This is a genomic window from Caulobacter sp. (assembly GCF_035254145.1).
Taxonomy (GTDB): Bacteria; Pseudomonadota; Alphaproteobacteria; order Caulobacterales; family Caulobacteraceae; genus Caulobacter.
The window spans coordinates 1-5,919 of the sequence record NZ_DATFAV010000285.1; the positions used below are offsets into that span (position 1 = coordinate 1).

The following is a 5,919-nucleotide window of genomic DNA, read 5'->3' on the forward strand; positions in this document are numbered from 1 at the left end:
GATATCGCCGGTATCCAGCCAACCGTCGGCCGACAGCACCCGGGCGCTTTCTTCCGGATTGGCGAAATAGCCGCTCATCACCGAAGGGCCCTTGGCGAAGATGCGGCCGACGCCGCGCTCGGGCAGGACCTGGCCGTTCTCGTCGCGCACTTCCAAGAAGTGATGGGGCAGGGCGGGGCCACAGCGGGCGAAGTCGCGGGCGCGCTCGGAGCCTTCGGGCGCGTCGACGGCCAGGTTGTCGCGCTCCAGGCGCTCGACGTCCAGGGTCTCGGCGCGCAGGCCCTTGCCCAGCGGCGCCATCGACAGGGCCAGGGTGGCCTCGGCCATGCCGTAGCTGGCCACGAAGGCCTTGTCCGAGAAGCCGGCCGGGCCGAACGCCTCGACGAAGGCCTTCAGCGGCGGCATGCGGATCATGTCGCCGCCCAGGCCGGCTTGGCGCCAATGGCTGAGATCGTAGTTCTCGAGCGACTGGCCCTGAACGCGGCGGGCGCAGAGTTCGTAGCCGAAGGTGGGGCTGTAGGCGGTGGTGGCCTTGTTGCGGGAGATCAGGTCGATCCACAGCAGCGGGCGGCGGACGAAGGCGCCGGTGGGCAGCAGGTCGACCGACATCTGGCAGGACAGAGGCGCCAGCAGGAAGCCGATCAGGCCCATGTCGTGATAGAGCGGCAGCCACGAGATCGCGCGGTCGCTCGGCACGACCTGCAGGCCGTCGCGCGTGATCGCCACGCAGTTGGCCATCAGGGCCTTGTGTCGGACCAGCACGCCGGTCGGGGTGCGGGTGCTGCCCGACGAGAACTGCAGGTAGCAAGGATCTTCGGGCGTGAGGGTTGGCAAGGCCGCGCCGCCGTCTTCCGGCAGGTCGGCCAGTACGCCGGCGAAGTCGAGGCCGGCGCGCTCGCCGATCTCGGCCACCCAGTCCTTCAGGCCCACCGGACCGATCAGGATCCTCGCCTTGGCGGACCGGGCCAGGTTGGTGATCTGCTCGATATAGGCTTCGCGACCGCCCAGCGGCGTCGGCAAGGCCATCGGCGCGGGCAGGAGACCCGCGTACTGGCAGGCGAAGAACGCCCGCACGAAGTCTCCGTCGGTCTCGGCCAGGAGGGCGACGCTGTCGCCGATCTTGGCGCCCGTGGCCAGGAGCCGTCGGGCCAGGACCAGCGCATCCTCGCGCAGCTTGGCGTAGGGCAGGGCCTCGACCAACTCGCCGCGCAGCGAATAGAGGTTGATCCCCGTCTCGCCCTTGGCGGCGAAGTCGAGGGCCTCGGTGAGGGTCGGGAAGTCGGCGAACCGAACGGTGCGGTCAGACGCCGTGGGCGTGATCATAACTTGGGCCTTCATCGTCTTTAGTCGTGCGCGCGGCGTCTTCTTCCGCCGCGAGTTGGGCGAGCCTACGGCGCGCCATGAAATACATACCGATCGCCATGGCCAGAGCGGAGGCGACCAGGGCCGCGCCCGCGCCGGTGAGGCCGAAGCGCTCGATCAGCGGAACCAGAGCCGCGAAATAGCAGATCACGACGACGAGCCGAACCATCAAGGCGGCGCCGGCAGCGCGCATCGAAACCAGCATCGGCTCCAGCGGCAGGGTCATGACGCCGATGGCCGCGGCGGCCACCTGCCAGTTCATCACGCCGGCCGCCGCGCCATAGGCCTCGCCCATGACGGTCTCCAGGATCCATCGGCCCGCGACCAGGCTGACCAGCAGCAGGACGCCGGCCGCCGCGCCGCCGATCAGGGTGATCTGGACGGCCAGCTTGGTCATGGCCCGGCGGCCGCCCGAGGCGCGCATCTTGGCCAGTTCCGGATAGAGCGCCGGCACCATCAGCCGCGCGGGCTTGGCCATGCCGTCGGCGACCTGCTTGCCGATCCGCCAGAGCGCCGCCTGGGCTGGGCCCAGCAGGGCGCCGACGGCCATGGTCAACACGTGGGTGAAGCCGACCTCCAGCGTGCCGGAGAAGTTGGTCGACAGGGCGAAGCGCCAGACGCCGGGCAGACCTTCGCTGGTCGGACCCAGCAGTGAAAAGCCGTCCAGCAGGCCGCGCTTTTTCAGGTCCCAGATCGCGATGCCGGCGATGTAGAAGAACGAGGCGAAGGTGCCGGCCGCCCAGGCGAGCAGGAAGTACTGGATCGGGGCGTGCGTCAGCGCGCAGATCGCGCAGCCGATCATCCGCACGAACGAGCTGACCGCCTGCTCCGCCGCCAGGAAGCGGAAGCGGTCGAACAGGCGCAGCAGGCCCACGCCCGTGGCCGAGGTCATCACGCCGATCGAGAGGGCGTAGAGCGCGCCATAGCCGCTGACGCCCTCGGGCCAGCGCAGCTCCTTCCAGAACAGCCAGGCGCCGAGGACGCCCAAGCCGATCCCGATGACGCTGCTGATCAGGTCGAGCATCAGCGACAGGCGCAGCACTTGCTGGAACTTGGTCCGCTCCTTCTTGAGCAGCGGGTCGGTTCCGTAGGTCAGGACGGTCTGCCAGGACTCGAAGTGCGCCACCTCGCCCAGAAACTGCGCGAAGGCGTTGATGATCACCAGGACCCCCATGGCCTCCTTGCCGAGGCTGCGGGCGGTCAGGGCGATGTAGGCCAGGCCGACCACCGCGTTGACGACCCGGCCGCTGAGCAGGTGCCCCGCATTGGCCAGGACCCGCTTGAGCGGCGGCGTCGGGTGGTCGAGCCCGGTCGTCACGCCCGACGCTCCAGGCGCTCGACGATGGCGCGGGCGGCGCGCATGGACGAGGGCTCGTCGGTGACATCAAACGTTTCGGCGATGCCCTTGAGCTGGATCTGGCGGTACTCGTCGTGCGTCGCGAAAGCCTGGTCCACGGCCGCGCCCAGGGTCTCGATGGTGTCGAGCACCGGACCGAACAGCCAGTGGTGGAAGCTGGGATCGCCCCGCCAGTCCGCGCCGCTGGCGTTGAGGAACAGGCACGGCTTGGGCGCGCGCAGGAACTCGTAGACCTGACTGGAGACGTCGCCGAGATAGAGGTCGGCCGCCCGGGTGTAGGTCATGTCCGCCGCCGCCGGCCCGCCAAGATCGACGTGGATTCGAGGATGCTCGGCGAAGCTCTTGAAGGCCGCTCGCTCCTCGATGGAGGCGGTCTCGAACAGGCGGATGTGCGGCGAGAAGATCAGGTTGTAGCGATCGTTGGCGGCGAAGACGTCCAGCACCCGCCGGCCCCACTTGGGCCATGAGCTCAGTTCGGCGTGAAAGTGCGGGTTGTACAGCACCACCGGGCCTGGGCGCTCGAAGCGCGGCGCGGCGCGCCGGGGCAGGGCGTCGACGAGATCGAACTTCGGATAGCCGACCATGGCGCAGTTCTCGGGCTTGACCCAGCCCTCGCCGACCATGCGGTCGCGCTGCTTGGGTCCGGCGGCCATGACCAGGTCGAAGACGCGCAGGCGAGGCTCGAAGGGGCCCTCGCGATCGCCCGCGCCATGCTGGGTGTAGACCAGCATCGGATGGCGCACGCCAAGGCGGCGGAGCAGGGCGGTTGTGCGTTCTGGCGTGATGACGGCGTCGTAGCCGGCCAGCCTCAAGGCGTTGACGACCAGCATCGCCGCCTTGGGCGGCGCGCCGCCGCCGCTAAGTCGGCGAAGCCACGAGGGCGGCAGGAGAACCAGGACGATCGGCGCGCCGCCCAGTTCCTCCAGCAGGCCCGAGACGTAATCGAGAAGCTCCTGGGTGGTCGCGGCGATCTCGACCTTCAGCCCCGGCCAGGTCCGCGCCATGGCGACGGCCACCGACAGGCTGTGCCAAACCTGGTGGTGTTGGGCGATGTAGAGGAAGCAAACGCGTTTTTCGGCCACGTCAGCGACGGGGCTCCAGCCGGGTGCGCACACGGCCGTTCAGAATGACGCGGTCGCCCTTGTCGGTGACATTGTAGGCGTCGGCGCGCGTGCTGCCCTTGGGGCCGGAACCGGCGATGCCCGCATCGCCGCTGACCTCACCGGTGCGCATGTCGATCAGGGCCCGCGGAGCGTCGAAGACGTAGCCCTCGCTGTTGGTGATCCTCACGTCCTGGGTCAGCAGCAGGGTGTGCTCGGCCTCGCGGTAGATCCCCGTCTTGGCGGTGGCCTGGCTGGAGTCCGGCTGGCCATAGCCCCGGACGAGGGTGGGGGAGGTCAGGCTGACCAGGTTCTGGTCCTTGGCGTCGCGCTCGGCGCGCTCGGCGGTGATCAGGAACGGCCGGCCGTCTTTCAGAACGCCCGTGAACCGGGGCTTGTCCAGCAGAAGCGGGGTCGAGGCGGCCTGGGTCTGGAGCTTGCTGGAGACGACGCTGCGCCAGGAGGCCTGGACCACGACTCCGACGCCGATGACGGCCGCGAACACCGCCAGGCCCAGGCGCAGGCGACGGACCGGAGCCCGGCGACGATTGCGGGCCCGTTCTGCGGCGCTGGGAGGGGGGACGGCGGCTGCGCCGTCAGTCTGGGTGAGCATTTGCCGAATGGATAGTCCCACGCCGCCGTTCGCCCAAGACCTTTGTTGTCTCCAGAGGGGCCGAGGCGTCTTTAAAGGGCGAGTTTTCGGTGGTCGCGCCGGGATGGTTGTTCCCGCCCGCGAATGGCGACACGCTGGCGGCGCGCCTCGCAGGATCGAGTTCATGTCTTCTCGCTCGTCAAAACATGGAGATTTCGCCGTCTCCGCGCGATCGATGGTCGCATGAGCGTTCAAGGCGACACGCTGGCGGACTGGATCGCGCCCGACCGCACCGCGCTGCTGGTCATCGACATGCAGGTCGACTTCGCCTCGCCCGAGGGCGCGGCCGGCCGTTGGGGGCTGGACCTTTCGACCGTGCCGGCGGCCCTGGCGGCGGCGCAACGGCTGGCGTCCGCCGCGCGGGACGCCCAGGTCCCCGTCGTCTTCGCCGGCCTCTTCACCACGCCGGAGACCGACTCGCCGGCCTGGAGGGAGCGGATACGCCGTCGCGGCGGCGACCCGCTGGCCGGCGTCGCGATCTGCCGGGCCGGGGAAGCGGGGGCCGCCTTCGTCGGACCGCTGCCGCGGCCCGGCGACCTGGTGATCCGCAAGACCCGCTACAGCGCCTTCTGGAGCACCGACCTGGACGCGCGGCTGAAGGCTCTGGGCGTCGACACCCTGGTGCTGGCCGGACTGACCACCGAGTGCTGCGTCGACGGCACGGCGCGAGACGCCTTCAATCTGGACTATCAGGTGTTCGTCGCCGCCGACGCCTGCGCGGCCTATGAGCCAGATCTGCACGCGGGCGCTCTGAAGATGCTGGATCTGAACACCGCCTTGTTGATCGACACGGCCAGCGTCGTCGACGCCTGGAGCCGCCAGCCCTCCGACTAAGATCGTCGGAGACCATCTAGCGGCACTCATCGTGCCATTATATGCTCCCCGGAACGATCGAGGGGAGTCGTTCATGAGAGCCTTGAAGCTGGCCGCCGCGACGGCGTTCGCGCTGGGCGTGTCCGGCGCGGCGCTGTGGTGCTTCCGTTTCGACCTGATCATCCTGCTCGCGCGCGCCCAGCAGCCGAGGATCGCCGCCAATCACCCCGTGGCGTGGGCCCAAGGCCCGACCGCTCCGGAGACCCCGACCGAGCGTCCGCCGAACGTGGTGTTCATACTGGCCGACGACCTCGGCTATAACGACATCACCCTGAACGGCGGGGGCGTCGCCGGCGGGGCCGTTCCGACGCCGAGCATCGATTCGATCGCCCACGAGGGAGTCACCTTCGCCAACGGCTACGCCGGGAACGCGACCTGCGCGCCGTCTCGCGCGGCGATCATGACCGGTCGCTACGCCACCCGGTTCGGCTTTGAGTTCACGCCGACGCCGGTGGCCTTCTCACGCGTTGTCGGGGGTCATGGCGGGGATCCGCTGCATCCGTCGCGTTTCAACGCCGCCGAGGTGAAGAACGCGCCCAGGGACGACAACACCGAGGCCGTGCCGTCCACCGAGG

Annotated in this window: 6 protein-coding genes; 2 read left to right on the forward strand and 4 right to left on the reverse strand. The window is 69.4% G+C overall.

The annotated features are described in order from the left end of the window. The 4 genes from VJ655_RS17275 to lptC all read right to left on the reverse strand — a co-directional run. Nucleotides 1–1,338, reverse strand: a 1,338-nt coding sequence (locus tag VJ655_RS17275; RefSeq protein ID WP_324113221.1) for a fatty acyl-AMP ligase, incomplete at its 3' end; no start/stop codon positions are given. Beyond that, a complete protein-coding gene (locus tag VJ655_RS17280; protein WP_324113223.1) occupies nt 1,301–2,680 on the reverse strand; it encodes a lipopolysaccharide biosynthesis protein in 1,380 nt (459 codons plus the stop codon). The genes VJ655_RS17275 and VJ655_RS17280, both read right to left, overlap by 38 nt. Further along, complete coding sequence (locus tag VJ655_RS17285; protein WP_324113225.1) at nt 2,677–3,801, reverse strand: glycerophosphotransferase; 1,125 nt, start codon at nt 3,799–3,801, stop codon at nt 2,677–2,679. The genes VJ655_RS17280 and VJ655_RS17285 overlap by 4 nt, the downstream gene beginning before the upstream one ends. A 1-nt stretch (nt 3,802) precedes the next feature. After that, a complete protein-coding gene (gene lptC / locus VJ655_RS17290) occupies nt 3,803–4,432 on the reverse strand; it encodes an LPS export ABC transporter periplasmic protein LptC (RefSeq protein ID WP_324113227.1) in 630 nt (209 codons plus the stop codon). A 222-nt stretch (nt 4,433–4,654) separates the two neighbouring features. Here lptC and VJ655_RS17295 point away from each other — a divergent pair, with 222 nt between their 5' ends. Continuing rightward, nucleotides 4,655–5,305 carry a cysteine hydrolase gene (locus tag VJ655_RS17295; RefSeq protein WP_324113229.1) on the forward strand — a complete coding sequence of 217 codons (651 nt, stop codon included), beginning with the start codon at nt 4,655–4,657 and terminating at the stop codon, nt 5,303–5,305. 73 nt (nt 5,306–5,378) lie between these two features. After that, on the forward strand, nt 5,379–5,919 hold a 541-nt coding region (locus VJ655_RS17300), incomplete at its 3' end, for a sulfatase-like hydrolase/transferase (protein WP_324113230.1).

Bases quoted from the DNA above. Each gene is read 5' to 3' on its own strand.
- lptC (WP_324113227.1), bottom strand. From the start codon at position 4,432: ATGCTCACCCAGACTGACGGCGCAGCCGCCGTCCCCCCTCCCAGCGCC.
- VJ655_RS17295 (WP_324113229.1), top strand. From the start codon at position 4,655: ATGAGCGTTCAAGGCGACACGCTGGCGGACTGGATCGCGCCCGACCGC.